Origin of the sequence: Streptomyces sp. NPDC005574 (genome assembly GCF_040605435.1) — a bacterium.
Classification (GTDB): domain Bacteria; phylum Actinomycetota; class Actinomycetes; order Streptomycetales; family Streptomycetaceae; genus Streptomyces.
In genome coordinates, this window is the sequence record NZ_JBEXCW010000305.1 from 1 (window position 1) to 1,640 (window position 1,640).

Below are 1,640 nucleotides of genomic sequence, written 5' to 3' on the forward strand. Positions count from 1 at the left end.
CCCGTTCGCGCACGACGCTTCCCCCGGCTCTTGAAGTCCTGGACGGTTCAATGCCCGGCGAGAGGGGCCCCGAAGCACAAGCCACCTGCTCCGATACCTCTTGATCAAGGAGTGGACGGAGGGCCCCAACCCACCCTCCCACTGGGCGAGTTGACATGCCGCATTCGGCCTGCCACGCAGCGAGAGGATCGTCCAGCACGCCCGAAGGCCGTCCCGTGAGCCGTCTCCCGACCACGGTGAACCACCCCGGTCACAGCACTAGACACAGACCGCGTGCGGGATAGGGCGGCCGCCGGTGGGGTGGGGCCCTGGCGTTGGCGACGCCAGGGCCCCGCGCCGTCCGCGCCGCGGGGGATCGGCGCTGGACGGCGCCTGCGGAAATGGTCAGGGAGGAAGTGCCCACGCTGCCGCGAGAATGAACACGCTGCGGTGGTGGTTCACGGGGTGGCCACCCGCAGTTCCGCCCACACGCGCTTGGTCCGAGGCCGCGAGGCGGCGCCGCCCGCGGCGTCGTGGCCCCACCGGTCGGCGACCTCATCGAGCAGCAGCAGGCCCCGGCCGGAGACGTCGTCGGGGCCGGGTGTGCGCAACTGCGGGAGCCGGGCGGGGGCGTGGTCCACCACCGCGAGGAGCAGGACGGCGGGGGCGGGACGGTCGACGTGGACGCGGATGCGCGGGCCGTCGGCGTGCCGGACAGCGTTGGCGACCAGCTCGGAGACGAGCAGTATCCCGGTGTCGGTGTGCTCTTCGAGGTTCCAGCAGGCCAGTGCCGCGCGGACCAGGGACCGTGCCTGCGCTGCGGCCTGCGGGGTGCGTTCCAGCTCTAGGGCGTAGCCGGAGTGGCCGGCCTGGCGCTAGTCTGCGCAGGACGGCGCGTCAGCGCCAATCGCCGAACGCCTCGAAGTATGCCTCCAAGGGGCGCACACTGGTCGCCTCGACTGCGGCCCGCTGCGCCTCCCAGTCACCGGCGAACGCTTCGACCAGCACCTCGGCAGCCCTGGGAGTACCGATCACCTTGCGCAGACACTCCGCGCGTCGGGAACCGCCGAAGTGGACGAGCGCGGCCCTCGCCAGGTTGTAGGCGCGGCTCGTATCGCTTAGGCGGTACGGAGGATACGGGCGGAAACGGTGTGTCAGCCGTGCCCCTGGTACGGCCAGCACGTCGAGCCCAGTCCGCCATGCGCGGAGGCTGAAGTCCACGTCTTCGAGGCCGAGTTCGCGGAAGGCGCCGAAGCCGCCCAGCCGGTGGAACGTCGCCCGGCGCACCGCGAGGCAGCCGCCCGGTGCGAGGGGCACGGCGTACGGGACGATACGGTCGGGTTCGGGAGGTAGCCAGCGCACCCGCAGGTGGGCGTTGATCAGCCGCGCCCCGCAGCCCGCCGCCGTGCCGACGGCGTCGCGCACGGTGGGCGCGAGGACGGCGTCAGGCCCGGCGTCCAGGGCCGCCCGCAAGCGTGCCAGGCAGTTCCGCTCAAGCCGGCAATGTGCGTCGAGGAACACCAAGTGCGTACCGCGGGCGAGCCGGGCGCCCACGTTTGTGGACGATCACGTAATTCGGCTCTGTCGCTGATCTTGTGATCGGGGGTCAGGTTCGGTGCAGGATCCGCAGGCGCAGGAGGTCGAAGTTGGCGCGGCCGTAT

The 1,640-nt window shown here is 71.8% G+C and carries 2 protein-coding genes; both read right to left on the bottom strand.

The window, feature by feature from the left end:
• Positions 1–437: 437 nt before the first annotated feature.
• Positions 438–821 carry an ATP-binding protein gene (locus tag ABZT03_RS44355; protein WP_356050014.1) on the bottom strand — a complete coding sequence of 128 codons (384 nt, stop codon included), beginning with the start codon at positions 819–821 and terminating at the stop codon, positions 438–440.
• Between the two features lie 55 nt (positions 822–876).
• On the bottom strand, positions 877–1,533 hold the full coding sequence (locus ABZT03_RS44360; RefSeq protein ID WP_356050012.1) for a glycosyltransferase: 657 nt from the start codon (positions 1,531–1,533) through the stop codon (positions 877–879).
• Positions 1,534–1,640 lie beyond the last annotated feature (107 nt).